Here is a 20,880-nt window from a genome sequence, read left to right on the forward strand (position 1 = left end):
AGAAAAGATCCCCAAACGTACCGTTTGGGGTTTTTTTTATAATAGAACTCAAACAGCATGAAGGCGTTAAAAATGTAGCTAAGGGGGAAGTTCATTGTCATATTCTTGGAATAAACCACTGGAAAATCTGCCGGAAGAGATGACCGCGATCTGGTCTTGTACGAAGGAAGGGTGTAACGGTTGGATTCGAGATAGCTTCTCGTTCAAGGAAGTTCCCGTTTGTTCACAGTGCGCGTCGTCCATGGTCAGCAGCAACAAAATCCTGCCGATCCTTGTTTCGTCGGATCAGCAAATCAAGCTTTACCGTAAGAATCAGCGCAAGGATACCAAATCGTAGGGAGTAGCTCTCGCGGCTCCTTCACCATTTTGTTTTATTCGTAGCGTTAAAGAAAGGTTGAGATCTCATGCAGGTATTCGAAGATTGGAATTTAAAGGTGAAAAAAACGTTTAATGCAACCAGTAATGAAGAAGTATTAACCGTTTCTGAGGCAGGTCAATTGTTAGGTCTGTCCAAAGATCAAATGAAAAGCTATGTCGATCAGAATAAGCTGACCAAAGTTCCAATCATGCGAAGCGTGCATCGATACCTTTTGTTAAAGAGTGAAATCGATCTGATTGTGAAAAAACGGTAGGTCTGCCTCACTCCAATATATAAGTGAAACGGGCACCCATAGGGGTGTCTTTTTTATGGAACGTGCAAACGAAACAGTCTAAAGGTCAAAAAAGGTCAAATCGAAAGATCAAAACAAATTCATTCGGTAAATCGGCTGATAATACGCTATTTTAGTCCTATTTTCTTCATAATCGGTTTTGGCATTTATGCGTTGCAGGCATATAATAAAGGCGTAAGGTCAAATAAGGTCAAAGAGGAAAGGGGATATTCATGATGTTTGATTTGATGCCATTTGGAAAGCGCAGAGAGGATGCCTTCGGACAGTTGGTGAAGTCATTTCACGATGTCTTTAACGATGCGTTTCATGATGAAGTTTTTGCACCGTTCAAAGGTTCGATGATGTCTTTCAAAACAGACGTAAAAGAAACGGAGCGCGCTTATCTGGTTGAGGCGGAGCTTCCAGGTTTTCAAAAAGACGACATCGAAATCAGCTACGCTGACCCTTACTTAACGATCAAAGCCGTTCGCAAGGAAGATCACAGCGTGGAGGATACAAAGCAGCAGATCGTCCGGAAGGAACGCCGTTATGGCGAGTATGTGCGCAGGTTTTACGTGCAGAACATTGCCGAGGACCAAATCGACGCTTCCCTGAAGGATGGAGTCCTTAAGCTTGAAATACCGAAACAGCCGGGTCCCGGTAAGAAACGCATCCAGATTCGGGACGATATCTAATAGACAAACCCTCCGATCTATAAGGTCGGGGGATTTTTTTGTTTTATTTAGGTATATTTTTACATATATTCCATCGAATTTCGGCATTTGAAACCTTTTAGCGGTCTATAGGGTATTATAGGTTAAATGTAAACTTTTCGAGGGGGACACTCATGGTGGGAATCTTATCGAGGTTTAAGGATGTTATGAAGGTGAATGTGAACGCACTGTTGGATCGGACCGAAGATCCGGAGAAAACAGTTGATACTTATATGCGTAGCTTGAATGCGGACTTGGGAAAGGTAAAAGCAGAGACGGCTTCGGTGCTCTCGGATGAGCGAAGAGCAAAGCGGGCGCTTGATGAGTGCAATGCCGAGATCCAGAAGCTGCAGCGATATGCAGAGAAGGCCGTGGAAGCCGGAAATGAGGACGATGCCCTGAAGTTCCTGGAGAGAAAAGCAGCGCAGGCCATGAAGCTGAACGACCTGCGGGCAGCCCACGAATCGGCTTCCGCAAACGCCGTCAGGATGAAACAAATGCAGGAAAAGCTGGTGTCGGATATGAGCCAGCTGGAAGCTCGCTATGCCGAGCTGAAAGGGAAGATGGCGGCAGCCAAAACCCAGCAGGAGCTGAATTCCGGCCGTTCCTCCTTGGGCAGTGCCAATGCGGCATTCCATACTATGGAGGAGAAAGCGAGCCGTGCTTTGGATGAAGCGGAGGCCCTGGCTGAGCTTCGCGCCGGAGCGAAGGAAGACGATCTTGACGATTTGATCGCCGAGTTGGAGAAGAACATGGGCAAGGACGGAGCTGCCCCGACTTCGCCTCCTAATGCCGAGGATGAACTGGAAGCGATCAAAGAAAAGCTGAACAAGAAGGATTAACTATTTCATTGTTATCGAGGTGAGCAAATGCCGGTAATTGAATACAAATGTCCGAACTGCGGCAGCGGCATGGTTTTTGACGGCGATACGGGAATGTTGTCTTGCCCCAGCTGCGGAAGAAAAGATAACATCGAGGAAATCCCCGACCCGCTGAAGAAGCAGGTGTTCGCGGAAGATGAGGTAAAGGAGTACCATTGCAACAGCTGCGGAGCCGTGATCGTGACCGAGCCGGAGACCAGCGCCACGACCTGCAGCTTCTGCGGATCGGCCGTCGTGCTCAGCGACCGGTTGAGCGGCGAGCTGGCACCGGTGAAGGTCATCCCTTTTTCGATAACGAAGGAAGAGGCGATGAAGGCGTTCAAGAAATGGTGCCGGAACGGCCTGTTGACGCCAAGCGGATTTATGACAGCGGACCGGATCAAGGGCATCACCGGGATTTACGTCCCCTTCTGGCTGTATGAGCTCCATAATCGGGTTGAGGTTCATGGCCAGGGCACCAAGGTGAGAACTTACACGCAAGGAGATTACCAGTACACGGAGACCGAGCATTTCGACATCTACCGGAAGATTCGCTTGAATTATGTGAAGGTGCCGATCGATGCTTCGGAGAAAATGAACGATGAGCTGATGGATAAGCTGGAGCCTTTTCCCTATCAGCAGCTGAAGGAATTCAAGACGCCGTATCTCGCCGGGTACATAGCGGAAAAATACAGCCATGACGACGAGCAGCTTCTTCCGCGCGCTAAGGAAAAGATCAGCTCTTTCATTGATTCGTATATTTCGTCGGCGGTCTCAGGATACACGACCGTGAGTTATACCAACAAACGGATCGATACCACCAAGAAACAGGCGGATTACGTTCTTCTTCCGGTATGGGTGGTGCACTATGATTACAACAAATCGGAGTATACGTTTGCGATGAACGGCCAGACGGGCAAGGTGGTCGGCAAGCCGCCGATCAGCAAAGCGAAGGTGGCCGGGTGGTTCGCGGGCATTTCGGGCGTCTCCTTGCTATCCTTGAAGCTAATCTCCTGGGCAATGGGAGGAGGGTTCCTGTGAGAAGACGATATGCGTTATGGACGGTCTTATTTTTACTAACGGTATATTTGATAGCGCCCTCCGGGATCGTCAAAGCTGCGGATGATAAGACTTTGATATTTGACGAGGCGAATTTGCTCAGTCCGGAAGAACGCCATGAGCTGAATGCGATGGCCAACGAGTACGGCGCCGAACGTGAGACGGACTTTATGATCCTTACGGTTAACAGCGTCCCCAATGACGATTATGAGACTTGGACCGAAAACTTTTACGATGAGTATGCCCCCGGATATGATAAGCCGTACGGGAATACCGCTATTCTAACCATTGTAATGAGTGCTCGTGACGGTTCTCGAAACGTGCATCTGGAAGGTTATTATAAGGCTGAGAAGTATCTCGATTCCGGGAGACTGACCAAAATACGCAACAAGATTACGCCCGATTTATCGAGCGGTAAATATAAAGAGGCTTTTGAAAAGTACATCAAAACCGCTCATCGGTATATGGGCTTTGAGCCGGACGTGAACCCGGATAATATTATATTTAATCTCTGGTTTCAGCTGGGAGCTGCCGCTGCCATCGGCGCTATCGCCGTGGGTATCATGGCTTTCCGCTCCGGCGGCCGGGTGACGGTCAACAGCCGAACCTATGAGGATACCAGCACATCGGGGATCTTGAATCAGCAGGACCGTTATATTAGAACGACCGTGACAAAGCGGAAAATAGAGCGCAACACGAGCAGCGGCTCAGGCGGCGGAGGCGGAGGCGGCGTCACCGGCGGCGGCCATTCGCACAGCAGCAGCAGCGGGAAATTTTAATGGGAAGGGATGGAAGCATCAATGGGATTTTTCAAGAACCAATTCTCCAACGTAGTGGAATGGGAAGAGTTTAGAGATGATATGATTTTCTGGAAATGGCGCAACCGGGAGATCAAAAAAGGAAGTAAGCTGGTCATTCGCTCCGGTCAGGATGCGATATTCATCAATAACGGCAAAATCGAAGGGATCTTCGAGGATGAAGGCGTATATAACATCGACTCGGACATCATCCCGTTCTTATCTACCCTCAAGGGATTTAAATTTGGCTTTAACAGCGGTATGCGCGTGGAAGTATTGTTCGTGAACACCAAGGAATTCACCGTCCGATGGGGCACGCAGAACCCGGTCCTGATTCCGACGCCGCAGCTGCCGGGCGGCATGCCGATCCGTGCCAACGGCACGTTTAATTTTAAAGTGAACGATTACGTAACGCTGATCGACAGGATTGCCGGGATCAAAGAGAGCTACCTTGTGGAGGACGTGAAAATCCGGATCAGTTCGGTGCTCGATCAATTGTTGATGAAGTGGATCAGCCGTGAAGGCAAGGACATGTTCAATCTACAGGCGAATGCTTCCGACATCGCGAGAGGGATTCGGGAAGACCTCGACATGGAAGTGATGGACAACGGGATGACGATTACCGGCTTCCAGGTGATGAGCTTCAATTATCCGAAGGAAATTCAGGATATGATCACGAAGACGGCCTCCCATGAAATGATCGGCAATCTGCAAAAGTACCAGCAGGTCAGCATGACGGACGGGATCGCGTCCGGCAAGGTGCAAGGCGGCGGTGCGGCTTCTGATATGGCAGGCATGATGATGGGGATGAACATGGCCAATGAAATGATGAAAAATATGAATCAGAACCAGGGCCAAAACAATCAAAATCAAAGCCAGCAGTCTCCGGACGCGAAGGAGCCATCCGCCCCAGCAGCCTCGTCCACTTCCGAAGGAAACAAGAAGCCCAATTTCTGCCCGAACTGCGGCGCGAAGAACGAAGGGGCGAACTTCTGTCCGAATTGTGGTCATAAGCTGGGTTGAATTAAAGCCAACAGCACGAATAAATGCACAACCTTGGGATGGACATAAAGGTTTTGATGTCACGGTTAAAACGATGCGAACTGCGTTATTTCTTCTATATAAAAGTAAATTTAACTCACGACCCCCTCACTCATAAAGTGAGGGGGCTTTTTTGCTATGAACGCCGTAGCTGAGTTATGTATCTACCTTTCCGCAGGAAGTGGCTCACAACTGGAATGAAGAACAGCCTCCGAGGGCAGGAAGGAAGTTGCTGCAGCGAGAATCCGGAGAAATAGAACTTGACGGACAAATGAGAACTAGGCAAATGGAAAAGGGGTGCATTATGATAGGACATATCGGTCATAAGAGAACTCCGAAAGATGAAGGGGGACAGGGGGATACTATGTTCAGATCGACATCCTGGCGCATATTTGTGATAAGCGGCATCTTTTTTGCATTGACCATCATACCGTTCTCGTTGTTTCTGGCCAACCGGTTTTCTCATTTCGCATACTCGCAGATGGGAACGTTTAATCAGGACCGCATCGACGAAATGGCGGAGCGGGTCGAGTACATCCTGGCCAAGCTGAAATGGTACAGCCTGACCATGTACGAGGATCATTCCGTGCAAAACTGGATGTATGCTTCAGCCGACAATCTGCTTCAAAATGCCAGCACGATGGGGGTGTTATCTAAATATTTATCTCACGAGCCTTATATTGAAACCGCTTACTTAATCAGCATCCGCAAACGTGAGGTGATCGACGCGAAAGCTGGATTGCTTTCGTTCGAGGAATTTGCCGATCAGGCGATGCTGCAGCGGATCGAGCGCACTCCCGGGAATTTCCTCCGTTATTTTGATCACCGGATAGGAAACCATTCGTATTTGGCGCTTCAGCTTCCTTCGACACCTGTGCAGAAAAACCGGGACGGGTATCTTGTCGTCCTGTTTGACAAGAAGGAGCTGCAGAAGCATTTGATCTCAGGCGACGAAAGAGCGGATACACTGCTTTCGATCGTGGATGATCGAGGAAGATTGATTCTGGGCGAAGGGGATGGTCGGCTCGAGGAGACCATCGATAACATCCAGACGGGGCAACAGCGGGGATCATTCGAGATGAACAGCGCCGGTGGGAAAGCGTTCGTCAACTATGCGCGGATGGGATCGCCGGAGTGGACCATTATATCCGTCACTGAAATGAAGCAATTCCGCGAAAAGGCCGGGGCGTTCAAAACAGTCATCATCGTCTGCTCGCTCCTGCTGCTCGTGGCGCTGCTCCTGGTCGCCTATTGGAATTCGCGCCGTTTCGTCGGTCCATTCCGCCGGCTGGCGGATCAACTGCAGCGGAAGCTGGGCGTGAAGGGGGAGAACGATTACGGCGTCATCGAGCAGGGCGTCGTTATGCTTCGCGATCATTATCCAGTGATCAAGACCGAATATTTGCGGCAATGGCTGCTGCAGGGCAGGCTGACCGACGGCGCCAGAGCGGCGATTGTCCGCGAATCGTGCCTACTTGACTATGAGTGGCTTCGGTTGGCTGTTATCAAGATCGATTCCTATTACGAGATATCCGAGCGGTATGATTTCTTCTCTCGCAAGCTGCTCAAGTATGCAATCGGCAACATCGCAGAGGAGCTGCTCGGCACATCAGAACGGCCGATCGAGGTGGTCGATTTTGGGACCGACCATCTGGTCGTGCTGGTTGGCACGGCCAGTTCCCTCCCTGATCCCAAGTTGACCCAAGAGCTCAAGGAGCTTAGCCGTCAAGTCAGCCGTTACGTAAAGCTGGACGTGACGATCGCAGAAAGCGAAGCGCGGCGCGTACATGACGATTTGCGAAAAGTATACGACGACATGAACGAACTGACATTATTCAAGTTTGTCAGCGGTGATGACAAAATCTACGTCGAACAAGACTTTGAACGATATGCCGATTTACAGGCGCCGATCGACTCCGCCGTGCATGAAAGCTTGATCCAGACGATTCGAAGCGGCAAAGAGGAGAAGGTGCTGGCCATGCTGGATGAGGCGTTCACGCGCCTGCAGACGATGAAATATACCGAGTGCCAATTCCAACTGAAGCTGCTTCTGTTTGCGATGGTCAAATCGTTCAGCAAAGTGATGTCTATCCAGAGTGTTGAAGGGATTGAGCGCCACTTGAGGCAGTTCGCCACGCTTACCGAGGTTCGAGAATGGCTGAAGGAAGAGATCGGGCGTATGATCCGGCAGCTTAGCGACCAAAAGGGATTCAATCGCAAGGAAAAGCTGATTGGGGAAATCATCGAGTACGTCCGCTACCATACCCATGACCCGATGCTGTCGGTAGACGATATCGCTGACCATATCGCTTTGTCGGCCAAATACGTCCGGCAGCTGTTTCACGAACATTATGGCATGCCTCTATCGAATTTCATCTTGAACGAGCGGCTCGGGAAGGTTAAGGAGCTGCTGGAGCAGACCAGCATGCAGGTCACCGAAATTGCAGAGCAGTCCGGTTTTCAGACCAAAAGCCACTTTTTCACCGCATTTAAAAAAGCAACCGGCATGACGCCGAGCCAATACCGCGACAGCAAGGCGGACGAGCGGATGGAGCGGACGCGGCAGATAGCCGGGAACTCTGCGAATTAGAAAGGCCAGCGGGCGATCGAGAACCGGCCAGACCAATAACAACCGGCCGAACGCTCGCGAATCGGCCGCGCGAGAACCGAATCCGGCCAATGAGAACTAGGCAAGCCGCAGCCGTGAATGCTACGATGGCTCCGTTCAAATCCTGCAAGCCGCACAAGAAAGGAGGGACGCTCTTTGGAGCGACGTAGAAGGTTCGGCGGGTCGTTTGTGCGCGAGCTGTCGCGGAACCGGTATTTGTACTTGCTGGCGCTGCCCGGCATTGCGTTTCTGGTCGTATTTGCTTATATGCCCATGGCCGGGCATCTGCTCGCCTTCCAGGATTACCGGCTATCCGATGGAATATGGGGGAGCGAATGGGTCGGATTTAAAAACTTCGAGTTTTTCTTCAATGGGAAAGACTGGCTGCGAGTGACGCTGAATACCGTTTTCCTGAATGCACTGTTTCTCGTAACCGGTCTCGGCAGCGCGGTCGTGCTGGCTATCTTTCTGAACGAAATCCGTAACAGGCTGTTCAAGCGAATCACGCAATCGTTTATTTTTTTACCGTATTTCATTTCTTGGCTTGTCGTCAGCATGATGACGTTGACGCTATTCAGCACATCCGAGGGGCTCATTAACCGCGCGCTTGCCGCCCTTGGCTACGAAGGAGTGGACTGGTATTTGACGCCTGGTGTATGGCCGTATATTTTAACCGTCATTAGCGCCTGGAAGATTGCTGGCTATAATTCCATTATTTTTTTGGCCGTCATTACGGGCATCTCCTCGGAATATTACGAGAGCGCCCGAATAGAAGGCGCGAGCCGGATGCAGCAGATGCTCTACATAACGCTGCCGTTGATGCGGCCGACCGTGATGATATTGGCGCTGCTTGGCATTGGCCGTATTTTCTACGGCGATTTCGGCATGATTTACGCGATCATCGGAGATAACGGCATGCTCTTTCCGACGACAGATGTCATCGATACGTATGCGTTTCGTGCGCTGAGGCAGCTGGGGAATTTCAGCATGTCCGCTGCCGTTGTTGTGTACCAGTCCTGCATGGGGCTTGTCACGATTCTGATCTTCAATGCGATCGCGCGCAAGGTGGACGCGGATTCAAGACTATTCTAAAAGGAAGGTTGGGCGAGTTGGCATGAGGCCGGATTCGGGCTTTTCGATCGCTGTTGTTCCCGAATCGTTATGATCGTATAGGCTCGTTAAGCGGATACGATTCGGGAACAAAGGCGACCACTTGCGTTTCTCCAGCCCCGAACCGGCCCTTTGCTTCAGTCCCAACCAGTTAAGGTGTGATCGAAGTGAGAGAACGGTTGTTTCTTGTTTTGATGTACGCAGTGCTGGGCGCTTTTGCGCTGTTTTGCTTCATTCCGTTCTGGATTGTGTTCATCAACTCGTTCGCCGATGAATCGCTTCTGCAGACGGCGGGGTACCAGTTGCTGCCGAGCAAATTCAGCCTCCATGCGTACAAATTTTTGCTTTCCGGCAAGCAGGTGTTTCTAAGCTATGGCATTACGATTATCGTGACGGTCGCCGGCACGGCGCTGGGCGTACTCTTGACAGCTGCCTATGCATACACGCTGAGCCACCGGAAAGTGAAGTACCGCAATATTTTATCGTTTCTAACCTTCCTGACGATGCTGTTCGGCGCAGGACTGGTCGGCTTTTACATGCTGATCGCCAACTGGCTGCAGCTGAAAGACTCGGTGTGGGCGCTCATTTTGCCCTATCTGCTTAATCCGTTCTATGCCTTCATTCTTGTCTCTTACTACCGGACGCTGCCGTATGAATTGAATGAAGCTGCGACTGTGGACGGCGCCAATGATCTCTATATTTTCTTTCGCATCATCTGGCCGATTTCGCTGCCTGTTATCGCCACGGTTAGCCTGTTTTACGCGCTGCAATATTGGAACGACTGGTACTTGTCATTGCTGTTTATCGACAACCACAAAATGCTGCCGCTGCAGATGATGATCCGCCAGCTTATGTCCAATTTGAATATTATGGCTTATGTGAGCGGGAGCCAGACGCAGTACAACGTCGTCGTGCCGACCTATGGCATGCAGCTGGCGATCGTTTGCGTTACCATCGGCCCGATCGTGTTCGTCTATCCGTTCATACAGCGCTTCTTTATTAAAGGTTTGACGCTTGGTTCGGTAAAAGGGTAGAGCGGCAAACGTGAAGGCGCTTGGCCGGTTCGAGCCTTCAACCGCTGCTGTTTATGAACCGGCTCATCCGCCTATTCTCTATATTTGAAACAGGGGGAATGACTATGAAAAAGCTATTGTCCATCGCGCTTGTGTTATTGATCGCGCTCGTCGCGATTGCCGGTTGTTCGGGCAAGAACGAAGGGGAAGGGAAGGCGCCTGGGCCGTCGGGTCAAACCGGAGACAGCGCCGGCGGAGACGCCAAACTTGAAGAGGTGACCCTGAAAATCATGATTCCCGGGGACCGGCCATCGGATATGGATTTGGTCATCGCCGAAGCAGAAAAGCGAATGAAGGATACGATCAACGTCAAACTCGACGTCGTCTTCGTACCCTGGTCCGATCTGGCGCAAAAGACACAGGTGACGCTTGCTTCCGGCGAAAACATCGATCTCATTTTCGATGCGCCATGGCTGCATATCAACCAAATGATCGCTAACGGATTCTATGAGCCACTGGACGACCTGTTGGCCCAGTACGGCCAAACGGTGCTCGAGAAACGGCCGAAGCAAATGTGGGATTACAACAAATACGGAGGCAAAATTATGGCCGTTCCGCTCGGCGTCAGCTACATGTCCGGCAATTCCTACATGGTGCGCAAAGATATTCGCGAGAAGCTCGGCGTACCGCCGATCAATACCTATGAAGATTTGATCGCTTTCGCCTACAAGGTGAAAGAGCAGGAGAAAGGCATCATCCCGATGACCGCAGGCTCCGGCACTTATTCATTTGTCGCTCACCATGCGCTGAACGATTACGAAACCCATGTCAGACCGACCCACGCCCTGGGCAACAGCCTAATGCTCTATTACAAGAACAATGACGGCAAAGTTTACAATTTGCTGGAGGATCGGGAGCCGATCGGAACGTGGCTGACGAACACGCGCAAATGGTTTACTGACGGTCTGATTTTCAAGGACATTTTGACGACAAAAGATTTTCATCAGCCGATCTCGGCAGGCAAAGTGGCAATCGTCACGAACGGCGCGTTCGGCATCGGCGATTCCCTCAAGAACACGTTAAAGAACAATGTGCCGGACAGCGAGCTGGAGACGGTCACCTTCTTTAATCCGGAGAAGGGCGAGAACATCACCGACTTCAAACAGTGGAACTTTCTGGCCGTTCCGAAGGTAAGCAAGAATAAGGAGCGGGCGATTATGTTCCTGAACTGGGCGAATGAGAAGGAGAACTACGACCTGCTTTCTTACGGAATCGAAGGGAAGCATTGGGAAGCGGTAGGCGACGACAAAATGAAAACCCTGGATACATCCGGCTACTCTGCTTTCGGCTATGTTTGGCTGTGGAATCCCGTCGATGAGCGGAGTGATGTGAAGGGCGAGAATGAGGAGTTGAACGCTGTGCTTAAGGATGCCGACATGTTCACGACCGATATTTTGGCCGGCTTCGAATTTGACAGTACCCCGGTGCAAAACGAGGTCAGCCAGTACAATACAGTCGATGGGCAATACTACACGGCGCTGTTCAACGGGGTTATCGATCCGGACGAGACATTGAAGAAATTTGAAGCGGAAGCCGGCCCTGCCCTCAAAAAAATTCAGCAGGAACTGCAAAAGCAGATTGATGAGTTCCTGGCGGCAAAGGCGAAGTAGACCAGAATCACCTGAACCCGGATAAATCGAAGTTTGCTTATTCTTGCTTCCGATCGCCCGAAGTGCGGAGTGTTTGGCTGCGCTGTACTACTGCTGTTGCCCACTGGAAACTTCGTGCCGCGGCACTGGATGCGGCGGTGACGGCTTCCTCTTCCGGAGGAAGCCGATCTTATACGCTTTGCTGCTTGCTTATGGCGGAATTCGCGAAAGGGGGGGATTAAAATCTAGCGTTCACCCGGAACAGAAATAAGGGTTTAAAGTTTTTGATATTTCTGTACTCGAGAATAAAGAAAAGGAGCTGGCCTTGATGAATTTGAATAAAAAATGGGTATCCGGATTAATGGCAGCCGTATTACTACTGACTCCGCTCTCTGCGGTTCAGGCGAAATCGCTTGTTCCGGATGTGACCGTCCTGCAGGCGGCAGGTGCAGACCAGATGGAAGCAGGAAAGAATACAGGTCATCCACAGGTCGAACTAGATCCACTGACGGATGCTGGTGAACCGGCAGCGGAACAGGCACCACAAGCAATAGACGAAAATCAAGCGGCAGCATCTTCGGCAGTGCAGGAGACGCAATTTCGCAATCTCGCGGCAGGCCTTCCGTATGAATGGTCTGAAGCTCCGGAAGCTTCGCATTCCGATGACGGATACAAGCTTACGGACGGAACATACGGCGCATTGGATATGAACGACCCGGCATGGGTAGGACATCTGCGCGGAAAGGCTCGCGAAGTCGTGTTCGATCTCGGTGAGGAAAAGTCAATTGGAAAGATCACGGCTAATTTCTTTCAAGATTTTCCTGCGAATTCGATTCTCGTGCCGCTGTCGGTATCGATGTATGTCTCCGACGATAAGGAAAATTGGGGGCTGCTTTCCCATAACGCTACGCAGCTTCTGTGGGGAGAAGGACCGCCCAGACAGGAGACCTTTGAATGGGATGGCAGCCGGGATGGAATCAAAGGCGGGAATACGGATGGCAAGCTGGCTTATGCCCGTTATGTGAAGGTGACCTTTTATATGCATCCTACACAGTGGGAATATATTGACGAAATCGAAATTATGGGTATGGACGGCAAGATTGAAGGGGCGGTAATGGTTCCTGCCGAGCAGCCTCGTTTTTTGGAGCCGGGGGAAGCTACAGCCGGGATCCGGAATCTGAATCTGCTGTATAACGGACAATATGCGAATGGTTTGGGCGATTGGAAAAAGGAACGGATTATCCCTAATATCAGTTATGTAAATAAAGACGGCGAGCCGGTCGATTGGCTTTATGACGGCGTTCTATATCTCGGGATTGCTTCGCCTGCCGGTCGCGATTTCGGTCAGGGACAAACGAACCTGGACGATTGGAAATGGTATTTGGATAAAACATTTGCAGCCACGGGCGATATGCAGCAGTTGAATGAGGCTGCCAAGGAAGTTGGGGCCAAGCTGAAACAGCCCGATCATCAAGTCAAGGTTGTGTTAATGATTCCGAATCCAGGGGAATCCTTAACCAATTTTGGCGACATTGACGGCAGTGGTTCCTTAAATTTCAACGACTCCGTCGTAGGCAAAGAAAAAGCGTCTGAAAACAGAGGAAAAGCGGTGCAGTGGTGGCTGGACCAGACCCAGCAAAGATGGCAGGCTGCCAACTACTCGAATCTTGAGCTTGTCGGCATGTACTGGATGCCGGAACAAATCGACATATCCGAATCGGGACCGGACATAGCTCGCATGGTGTCGGATAAAGTGCACGCCATGAACATGAAGGTTTTCTGGATTCCACACTCATATGCTTACAAAATGTTTATGTGGAAAGACGTAGGGTTCGATGCCGCGGCGCTTCAGCCTAACTATTTCTTTGGCGGAATGGATTCCGACCGTCTGGACGATGCTACGGATACTGCAAAGCGATACGGAATGGGGAACGAAGTTGAATTTGATGACGGAATGCTGACAGATCCCGTACTTCGTCAGCGTTTTGTCGAATACTTAGACAGCGGCGTCAGATCCGGTCTGATGCAAAATGGCTTCAGAGCTCACTATCAAGGCAATAATGCAGTATACAACTTAGGGGTAAGCAAGGATCCAAGTTTGCGTTTAATGTATGACTGGCTGTACCAGTATTTGAACGGAACATACGCTATCGATAGCAGCCCGGCGCCGGAGACGATGGCGGAGGTTGTACAGCGTTATGTCGCATCGAACGAAATCAAGCCGGCTTTTGGTAATGATTTGACGTATCGATTGCAGACCATCAAGCTTCTTTTGGACGATAACAAGCCGAAGGAAGCCGTGACGTATATGCAGGATTTTCTCGCGCACATTCACGACCCGGCTGTCCAAGCGCAAGGGTTGATTTCGGTCCCGGCCGCAACGGTGCTTGATTCCTACGCCCAAGTTCTCATTCATACCTGGTCTGACGGAGGGGGACTCAGCAATCTGGTTCTTGGCCAAAGCTATACAATTTCACAGCAGCCTAACAGCAACTATCCCGATTCCGGGAACGAACTTACGGACGGCCGATTCGGCGGGACGGATTACCGCACCGAGCAGTGGCAGGCCCATGCGGGAAGCGACTACCCTGACGATCGAAGCCGCACCATCATATTTGATTTGGGCGGCAACAAATCGATCGGGGCAATTAGAGCCCATTTTCTTCAGGATAAAGGACCCGGCATCTATTTTCCTCCGAACGTTACTTTTTCCGTTTCATCTGACGGCCAATCTTGGAGCACGCTGGCAACCGTTTCTCCGCCACCGGCACAGGATGCTGCCTCGGCCGAGTTCGTGGGTTGGAGCGGGATAACAGACGGTGTGCCGGGGGAATCGGGAGCCGATAAAGTGTCTGCCCGCTACGTTAAAGTGGAATTCCCGGTCAACGTCTGGGTCTTCCTTGATGAAATCGAAGTTCTTGGCATTGACGGCCATGCGGGGGGTGGCACTGCAATCGACGGCGCAAGAGCCGTGGTGGATGCCGCTGCGAAGAAATTGACGATCGACGGTCTGGTCGTGAACGGCAGTCAGTCCCAAGTGAATTTGAAAATACTCGATTCGAAAGGGAAAGTTCGGTACGAAGGCCAGACGACCAGTACGGAAACGGGAAGTTTCCAATTCGCGATCAAGCTTACCGGTAATTTAAAAGGAACCTGCGACGCCTATCTGTCCATGGAAGGAATGTCGGAACCCGTTAAGATTTCATTCGAGTACAATAAAAAGGACTGATGGGTTATTTCCGGCACGCGCTCAGATTTCTGCGGCATATGGCCTGATTCCATGATGTTGATTTAGGATGAGGACGTTCTAATTCTGCCGCGCCATGATGCATGATCATGTTTTGTAAAAAAGCCATGGAAGCAGCGTTATTTCCACGCTGCTTCCATGGCTTTACTTTCGAATCGTTCTTGATGACCGTTTGATAAATATGTGGTGCATCCCGATGTTTATGAACACGTTTAATATAATGAAGGAGCGTAATTAGCCAGGGGCGAGAAGAAAAGAATCGTGAGCGAATGACAATAACGATTAAAGATATTGCGAAGAAGGATTGCTGGTCTCCCAACTACATCAAGGGCTATCCGGAGATTTCAAACTGAGAAAGTTGAGATTAATGTAAACGCATACTTATTCGTGGTATAATGCATCTAATAGCTTAAGCGATCTTAGGGTTTGGGTTTGATAGGTTGTGAAACTTGCCTGGGGGTGTTGCGAGAATGAGAAGATATAGCGTTTGGCGTCCGATTATGCTGATTGCGGTAGCGCTGCTTACGAACAGCTTGGTTACGAATTTGGCCGGGGTATTTGGCATGACGCCGGAGTCGGCAAGCAGTTTGGGTGTAGTCGCCATGATTATTGCCGGATTAATTACGTATAATCGTATGATGAAGTCCCGCCGCAAATGAATATTCATTCAAAACTTTCATTGAAAAACAGCATGTTTGTAAGCACCTTGCCGAGGTGCTTTCTTTTCATAAAGCGCTATTATTTTTTTCCAAATGGAATGGTCTGAGCACTTCCACTTTGGCGTGTCATACCAACTGTAACCCGCCGTGTTATCTATAAAAACCGTTAAATCAACACTGCAGGAATCAAGTCTTCCTAACTCTTCTAGATATGGGATAAAACATGTCTTAAACGTTTCACCGCGGCACAGATGCAGTTTGACAGATTCACCCAAATTTATGTTGAAAAGGGTCTGTTTTATTAATATATTGTAAATAGCGCGAATCTAGTATTCGGGCATATATACCTAGGAGGGTTATCCTTAATGAAAAAAGGGGTCATATCTTTAATCAGTTTGGCGTTATCTGTCACAATGCTGGCAGGCTGCGGCGACAAACCGGCGTCAGAGCCAAGCGGCGGCGCAGGCGGCGACGCACCTAAGGCAAACTTCAAGGTAGGGATGGTTACAGACGCGGGAACGATCGATGACAAGTCGTTTAACCAAGGCACGTACGAAGGTATCGTGAAGGCGAACGAGGACTTCAAAATGGAGTATAAATACCTCAAGCCAGCTGGAACGACAGAAGCCGACTATTCAAAAGAGATCGGAAACCTGTACGATGCCGGATTTAAATTCATTGTAACTCCGGGCTTCAAATTTGAAACAGCCGTGTTCAAAGCACAGGACAAGTATAAAGATGCTAAATTCGTTATTATCGATGGAACACCTCATTCTGGGGAAGAGGGCGCAGCACCGGTCGTTAAGGAAAATACCGTATCCATCTTCTTCGCGGAACAAGAGTCGGGCTTCCTGGCTGGCGTAGCCACTGCGCTTCATGTGAAGGATGGACAAGCAGGCTTCATCGGCGGCATGGAAATCCCTCCTGTACAGAAGTTCAACTGGGGCTTCCAGCAGGGTGTAGCTTACGCTAACGAGAATCTGGGCACGAAACTGGTGATTAACAAAGAGAACGTTGTCTACCAAGGATCTTTTGACGACGTTGCAGCAGGCAGCCAATTGGCGGCTCAAATGTATGACCGCGGCGTGAACGTGATCTTCGCGGCAGCAGGCGGCGTTGGCGTGGGTGCAATTAACGAAGCGAAGACTCGCGTACAGAACGGATCCGAAGTATGGATCGTTGGCGTAGACGTTGACCAGTACCAAGATGGCGTTTACGAAGGCGATAAATCGGTAGTCCTGACTTCGGCCGTGAAGAAAATCGACCATGCGGCTTACGATATGATCAAAGCTGAAACCGAAGGTAAATTCCCAGGCGGACAGACACTTACGCTGGATGCGACCAATGACGGCGTCGGCCTTCCTGAGAAAAACCCGAATCTGAGCGATGACGTTCTGAAGCAAGTAGACGAAGTGTTCGGCAAGATCAAAGCCGGCGAAATTAAAGTAGCCGCAGAGCAAGGCGAATTGATTAAGTAGTACAACACACTAAAGTCATCTACGGAACGTGGATAGACTTACTTGAAAAGCAGCGATACCGCATGAAAAAAGACGGATTCCCTCCGTCTTTTTTTAAGGTATTAGAATTTATAGGTTATTTCAGCGAAGCGTAAGCAATTCTGTAATCGCATTTATATGTTTTTGGGGCCCCCGCAAAGTATTTGGAACAAGCATCGAAGCATAGGCTCCACTTTGTGGGGCTATTTAAGGTATCAGACCGTATCACCGGCGCAAGCGATTGCATGCTGATATTGAATGTAGAAATCGATCTATGTAACTGCGTTCTGGCTGTTTGGAAGTGAGTCGATCCGCGTTTTTTTAAAGCAGTTTATGCACAGGAAAATTCAACAAAAAAGAAGGAGAGGACCCAAAACCATGGACTATGTTGTCGAGATGGTGGGCATCCGCAAGGAATTTCCCGGGATCGTGGCCAATGACGATATCACAATTAGGCTGAAAAAAGGCGAGATTCATGCGCTGCTCGGTGAGAACGGGGCGGGCAAGTCCACCTTGATGAGCATCCTGTTTGGCATGTATCAGCCTGACCGTGGCGTAATCAAAGTCAACGGCAAGGACGTGCGGATCTCGAATCCGAACGTCGCGAACAAACTCGGAATCGGGATGGTGCATCAGCATTTTAAATTGGTCGAGCCGTTTACCGTGACCGAGAATATTATTCTGGGCAGCGAGACGCGCAAGTACTTCTTCGGCTTGGACGTGAGATCGGCTGCCAAACGGGTCGAGGAACTGTCCAAGCGGTACGGCCTCAATGTTGACCCTTATGCCAAAATCGAGGATATCTCGGTCGGGATGCAGCAGCGCGTGGAAATTCTCAAAATGCTGTACCGCGACGCGGAAGTGCTCATATTCGACGAGCCGACCGCTGTGTTGACCCCTCAGGAAATCGAAGATTTGCAGGGCATTATGAAAAACCTGGTCAATGAAGGCAAATCCATTATTCTGATCACTCATAAATTGAAAGAAATTAAAGCGGTTGCGGACCGCTGTACCGTCATCCGCCGCGGCAAGACAATCGGCACCGTTGAAGTGGCCGACACGAGCCGCGAAGCAATGGCCGAAATGATGGTGGGCCGAAGCGTATCCTTTAAGGTGGACAAGCAGGAGAGCCATCCGGGTAAAACCGTTCTGGAGATCAAATCGCTTACGGTAAAGAACAGCAAGAAAGTTGATGCACTCAAAGGCTTTAGTCTCGATCTACATGCCGGGGAGATTGTGGGTATTGCCGGCGTGGATGGTAATGGTCAATCGGAACTGATCGAAGCCATTACAGGACTTCGCCAGGCGGAAAGCGGAACGGTGAGCTTGAATGGAAAAACGCTCAGCGGTCTATCTGTCCGTCAACGGAATGAAAGCGGAATCGGCCACATTCCGGAGGACCGTCAAAAGAGGGGACTCGTGCTGGATTATACCATCGAAGAGAATTTGATCCTTGAGGTGTATAACCGCCCACCGTATTCCAAGAACGGGCTGCTCCAGCCAGCAGCGATCCGCAAGCATGCGGAGCATATCATTCAGAGCTTTGATGTGCGTTCCGGAACGGGCGGCCGGTCGATCGTGCGTTCGATGTCCGGCGGTAACCAGCAAAAAGCAATCATCGGTCGCGAGGTAGAGCGCGATCCGGATCTGCTTATTGCCGTTCAGCCGACCCGGGGCCTTGACGTAGGCTCGATTGAATATATTCACCGTCGTCTGATCGAACAGCGGGACAAAGGGAAAGCCGTTCTGCTGGTTTCCCTGGAGCTTGATGAAGTGCTGAACTTGTCGGACCGCATTGCCGTTATCAACAACGGTGAACTGGTAGGTATCGTTAAAACCTCCGAAACGAACGAAAGAGAGCTCGGACTGATGATGGCCGGGTATCAAAAAGAGGAGGCACCACATGAATAACAGCGTAAAATCGTTGCTTGCCGTCCTATTCGGACTCATCGCGGGGGCACTGCTTATGGCGCTGACCGGACATAATCCGGTAGAAGGGTATAAGTATCTCATCCAGGGTGGACTCAAAAACCCGGAGCGGATCGGAAATACGCTGGCGACGGCGACTCCGCTTATTTTAACCGGTCTGTCCGTGGCCTTTGCCTTCCGCACTGGACTGTTTAATATCGGTGCTGCAGGCCAGATGCTGTTCGGTGGATTTTGCGCGACGGCTGTCGGCCTCTCGCTGGACCTGCCGCGGGCTCTGCTCCTGTTAGTCATGGTACTGGTCGGGTTTATCGGCGGTGCGCTATGGGCGGTTGTCCCAGGTTTCCTGAAGGCTAAATATAACGTGCATGAGGTCGTATCCACGATCATGATGAACTGGACGGCCTACTGGACCGTTTATTATGTTATTCCGGGTTACTTCAAAGGGGCGAGCCTGGAGACGGAATCGCGCCAGCTTCCGCCGGAAGCTATGCTGCATCAGCAGTGGCTCAGCGATATGTTCCAAGGCTCCTATGTCAATCTGGGCTTTTTTATCGCGGTCATTGCTGTTCTGGTCGTCGCTTTCCTTATTAACAAAACAACGCTTGGATACGAATTGAAGGCGGTCGGATTCAACCGACACGCTTCCGAATATGCGGGTATCGCTGTCAAACGCAGCATCGTGCTGTCCATGTTCATCTCCGGCGGCCTCGCGGGCCTCGCGGGAGTTGCACAGTATGCGGGGAATGCCTCCAGCATGCAGATCGGCATTCTGCCGAGCCAGGGATTTGACGGGATTGCCGTCGCTCTGCTCGGAATCAACGCACCTATCGGTGTTTTCGTGTCGGCCTTGTTTTTCGGGATTCTCTACTCGGGCAGAGGGTTTATGAATGCCATGACGGAGATTCCGCCGGAAATCGCCGATTCGATCATCGCTATCATTATTTATTTTGCGGCAACCAGCATCTTGATCGAACGACTATACCGTAAATTGAAGCTGCGTCGCGCGGCTAATAAAAAGCAGGGGGAGTAAGGACATATGTGGACAACGATTGAACAGATTTTTCCGTATGCCATCGCTTACACGATCCCGCTTTTGATTACCGCCCTGGGCGCGTTGTTCAGTGAACGAAGCGGGGTCGTCAATATCGGCCTTGACGGCTTGATGATTGTCGGTTCTTTCATCGGCGCCTTTGTCATATTCAAAATGCAGGCCCAATGGCCCGGCCAATCGTGGGTATTATGGGTAGGACTATTAGCAGCAGCGGCAGCGAGTGCGCTATTCTCGCTATTGCATGCTTTTGCCAGCATTAACCTCAGTGCCAACCAGATTATAAGCGGTACGGCGATCAATATGATTGCGGGTGCCCTGACGATATTCCTTGCCCGTAACATTACGGGTAGCGGCAAGATCAGCATCACGAATGGTTTTGCACCGTTTGATTTTCCGGGTCTGTCCAAGATTCCGATCATCGGGGATTTATTCTTCACCAAAACCTATGCCACGACATGGCTTGTCCTGATTTTGCTATTGGTAAGTGCATTTGTGCTGTACAGAACACCGTTCGGCCTGCGACTCCGGTCCTGCGGCGAGCATCCGCACGCGGCGGAAGCAGCAGGTATTAAGGTACAGTCCATGCGGTATGTCGGCGTCATGATCTCGGGTGCTTTTTCCGGACTCGGGGGAGCGGTCATTCTGTTGACGTATTCCGGTGAATTTACGGGAAACGTAGCGGGACTAGGGTTCCTGGCGTTGGCGTCCTTGATTTTCGGACAATGGAAACCGCTCGGCATCCTGCTGGCCACCTTGTTCTTCGGATTTGCCACGACGGTAGCCAACGTATCGCAGGTCATTCCGTCATTGGCGGTAATCCCGCCGGTCATTCTCAAGATTTTCCCTTATGTTGTCACGCTGATCGCGCTCGTGATTTTCTCCAAATCCTCGAATGCGCCGAAGGCCGTAGGGGAGCCGTTCGATTCAGGTAAACGGTAACGCATTGCGCAAGTCGATGTAAGACAAATAGAACCTCTGATATGCCTATGCCCCTTTAG

Annotated in this window: 18 protein-coding genes; all 18 read left to right on the forward strand. The window is 50.5% G+C overall.

Translation table 11 applies throughout. The annotated features are described in order from the left end of the window. The first annotated feature begins 94 nt into the window (after window positions 1-94). The 18 genes from OHJ21_RS21870 to OHJ21_RS21955 all read left to right on the forward strand — a co-directional run bounded on the left by OHJ21_RS21870 (window position 95) and on the right by OHJ21_RS21955 (window position 20,821). A complete protein-coding gene (locus OHJ21_RS21870; RefSeq protein ID WP_100539735.1) occupies window positions 95-337 on the forward strand; it encodes a cold-shock protein in 243 nt (80 codons plus the stop codon). 67 nt (window positions 338-404) lie between these two features. Beyond that, window positions 405-632, forward strand: a complete 228-nt coding sequence (locus tag OHJ21_RS21875) for a MerR family transcriptional regulator (protein WP_100539736.1) — start codon at window positions 405-407, stop codon at window positions 630-632. A 254-nt stretch (window positions 633-886) separates the two neighbouring features. Further along, the gene (locus OHJ21_RS21880) at window positions 887-1,345 is read left to right on the forward strand and encodes an Hsp20/alpha crystallin family protein (RefSeq protein WP_100539737.1); all 459 of its coding nucleotides are present in this window, start codon (window positions 887-889) and stop codon (window positions 1,343-1,345) included. 155 nt (window positions 1,346-1,500) lie between these two features. Beyond that, window positions 1,501-2,205: a PspA/IM30 family protein gene (locus OHJ21_RS21885; protein ID WP_486021307.1), complete on the forward strand. Its 705-nt coding sequence runs from the start codon at window positions 1,501-1,503 to the stop codon at window positions 2,203-2,205. Between the two features lie 27 nt (window positions 2,206-2,232). After that, window positions 2,233-3,264: a TFIIB-type zinc ribbon-containing protein gene (locus tag OHJ21_RS21890; RefSeq protein WP_326119533.1), complete on the forward strand. Its 1,032-nt coding sequence runs from the start codon at window positions 2,233-2,235 to the stop codon at window positions 3,262-3,264. Continuing rightward, window positions 3,261-4,061 carry a TPM domain-containing protein gene (locus OHJ21_RS21895; RefSeq protein WP_486021125.1) on the forward strand — a complete coding sequence of 267 codons (801 nt, stop codon included), beginning with the start codon at window positions 3,261-3,263 and terminating at the stop codon, window positions 4,059-4,061. The genes OHJ21_RS21890 and OHJ21_RS21895 overlap by 4 nt, the downstream gene beginning before the upstream one ends. 21 nt (window positions 4,062-4,082) lie before the next feature. Then, a complete protein-coding gene (locus tag OHJ21_RS21900) occupies window positions 4,083-5,102 on the forward strand; it encodes an SPFH domain-containing protein (RefSeq protein ID WP_486021308.1) in 1,020 nt (339 codons plus the stop codon). Window positions 5,103-5,484: 382 nt separating this feature from the next. After that, complete coding sequence (locus OHJ21_RS21905; protein ID WP_486021127.1) at window positions 5,485-7,710, forward strand: AraC family transcriptional regulator; 2,226 nt, start codon at window positions 5,485-5,487, stop codon at window positions 7,708-7,710. 174 nt (window positions 7,711-7,884) lie between these two features. After that, window positions 7,885-8,820: an ABC transporter permease gene (locus OHJ21_RS21910; protein WP_486021129.1), complete on the forward strand. Its 936-nt coding sequence runs from the start codon at window positions 7,885-7,887 to the stop codon at window positions 8,818-8,820. A 185-nt stretch (window positions 8,821-9,005) separates the two neighbouring features. Further along, window positions 9,006-9,872 (forward strand): carbohydrate ABC transporter permease, encoded by an 867-nt coding sequence (locus OHJ21_RS21915; RefSeq protein ID WP_486021130.1) that lies wholly within the window; start codon window positions 9,006-9,008, stop codon window positions 9,870-9,872. 104 nt (window positions 9,873-9,976) lie between these two features. Beyond that, window positions 9,977-11,521: an extracellular solute-binding protein gene (locus tag OHJ21_RS21920; RefSeq protein WP_486021131.1), complete on the forward strand. Its 1,545-nt coding sequence runs from the start codon at window positions 9,977-9,979 to the stop codon at window positions 11,519-11,521. 62 nt (window positions 11,522-11,583) lie between these two features. Next, a complete protein-coding gene (locus OHJ21_RS21925; protein ID WP_486021132.1) occupies window positions 11,584-11,742 on the forward strand; it encodes a hypothetical protein in 159 nt (52 codons plus the stop codon). 86 nt (window positions 11,743-11,828) lie between these two features. Beyond that, on the forward strand, window positions 11,829-14,729 hold the full coding sequence (locus OHJ21_RS21930; RefSeq protein ID WP_486021133.1) for a DUF4855 domain-containing protein: 2,901 nt from the start codon (window positions 11,829-11,831) through the stop codon (window positions 14,727-14,729). Between the two features lie 488 nt (window positions 14,730-15,217). Then, on the forward strand, window positions 15,218-15,406 hold the full coding sequence (locus OHJ21_RS21935) for a hypothetical protein (protein WP_076322526.1): 189 nt from the start codon (window positions 15,218-15,220) through the stop codon (window positions 15,404-15,406). A 365-nt stretch (window positions 15,407-15,771) separates the two neighbouring features. Continuing rightward, window positions 15,772-16,884, forward strand: coding sequence for a BMP family lipoprotein (locus OHJ21_RS21940; protein WP_326098657.1), 1,113 nt, complete (start codon window positions 15,772-15,774; stop codon window positions 16,882-16,884). A 396-nt stretch (window positions 16,885-17,280) separates the two neighbouring features. After that, the gene (locus OHJ21_RS21945) at window positions 17,281-18,813 is read left to right on the forward strand and encodes an ABC transporter ATP-binding protein (RefSeq protein WP_486021134.1); all 1,533 of its coding nucleotides are present in this window, start codon (window positions 17,281-17,283) and stop codon (window positions 18,811-18,813) included. Next, window positions 18,806-19,861 carry an ABC transporter permease gene (locus tag OHJ21_RS21950; RefSeq protein WP_220686863.1) on the forward strand — a complete coding sequence of 352 codons (1,056 nt, stop codon included), beginning with the start codon at window positions 18,806-18,808 and terminating at the stop codon, window positions 19,859-19,861. Before OHJ21_RS21945 ends, OHJ21_RS21950 begins: the two co-directional genes overlap by 8 nt. A gap of 6 nt (window positions 19,862-19,867) precedes the next feature. Then, the gene (locus OHJ21_RS21955) at window positions 19,868-20,821 is read left to right on the forward strand and encodes an ABC transporter permease (protein WP_220686862.1); all 954 of its coding nucleotides are present in this window, start codon (window positions 19,868-19,870) and stop codon (window positions 20,819-20,821) included. The last annotated feature ends 59 nt before the right edge of the window (window positions 20,822-20,880 follow it).

Source organism: Virgibacillus sp. LDC1 (assembly GCF_025792345.1).
Taxonomy (GTDB): domain Bacteria; phylum Bacillota; class Bacilli; order Paenibacillales; family Paenibacillaceae; genus Paenibacillus_AQ; species Paenibacillus_AQ lautus.